This is a genomic window from Actinomyces sp. S6-Spd3 (assembly GCF_000758755.1).
Lineage (GTDB): Bacteria > Actinomycetota > Actinomycetes > Actinomycetales > Actinomycetaceae > Pauljensenia.
Genome location: NZ_JRMV01000128.1, coordinates 1 through 864, shown reverse-complemented (window position 1 = coordinate 864; position 864 = coordinate 1). Strand labels below are relative to the sequence as shown.

Below are 864 nucleotides of genomic sequence, written 5' to 3'. Positions count from 1 at the left end.
GCCGGTCATTCGCAGGGTGGCATGGTGGCAGGCGCGATGGCAGCAAACCCGGTGTTCAATACTCGCTTCCAGGTGGCCAGTGTGGTGGCAGCTGGATCTCCCATTTCAACGATGCCGATTCCAAACTCAACGCTCGTGCTTTCATATGAGAATGCCGATGATTTTGTGGCGTCTTTAGATGGGGCGAGGCAGCAAACCTCACCTTCGAAAATCGCGGTCTATTCGCCCGGGAGGGCGAAAGATGCACATTCGTTAACCCAGTATGCGCTAGATGCGAGAAGCGCGGAGGGGCAGGGGAACGCGGATTTGCAGGCGTGGAATGAGAAGCGTGAGCGTGCCCTTGGGCTCACCGCAAATAGTGAAACTACCGGCCAGCGTTACACGTTTACAAGGCGGTGACGCTGGCCGGATTAGAGCAAGATTATTTCTTTGAACCCACTGTGGCGCCCAAAATAGCGCCGGCGATGGACGAGAAAATTGCTGTAACTACCGCGCCAAAGAGGGCCGCCCAGAATCCGGTGACCTCCATGCCGTAGCCAATCTGAGTGGTTACCCAGCCGGTCAGCATGAAGATGAGGGCGTTAACCACCAGGGAGAACAGGCCGAAGGTGAGGATGTAGATCGGGAATGTGAGCACCTTCAGCAAGGGACGCACAACCTGGTTCAGTGCGGTGAAGACCAGCGCAATGACGGCCAGAATCAAAATGGCCTGCAAGGCTCTCTCAGAAGAAGGTAGCGTAATGCCAGGAATTATGAGGCTGGCAAACCAAATGCCAACCATGTTTGCAATCAGTAAAAGTAAAAAGCTCATGCTTCCAGTCTAGGCACGTAGCGCCACAGCCGCGCCTTGACAGTAGATGCTTG

At 55.0% G+C, this 864-nt stretch carries 1 protein-coding gene and 1 pseudogene; one reads left to right on the top strand and one right to left on the bottom strand.

Going from position 1 to position 864, the window contains the following annotated elements:
- A pseudogene (locus tag HMPREF1627_RS00780) lies at nt 1–399 on the top strand (hypothetical protein); the annotation flags it as partial.
- Nucleotides 400–421: 22 nt separating this feature from the next.
- On the opposite strand, the gene HMPREF1627_RS00775 reads toward HMPREF1627_RS00780, so the two are convergent.
- On the bottom strand, nt 422–811 hold the full coding sequence (locus HMPREF1627_RS00775; RefSeq protein WP_034500340.1) for a phage holin family protein: 390 nt from the start codon (nt 809–811) through the stop codon (nt 422–424).
- Nucleotides 812–864: the final 53 nt, after the last annotated feature.

Bases quoted from the DNA above. Each gene is read 5' to 3' on its own strand.
- HMPREF1627_RS00775 (WP_034500340.1), bottom strand. From the start codon at position 811: ATGAGCTTTTTACTTTTACTGATTGCAAACATGGTTGGCATTTGGTTT.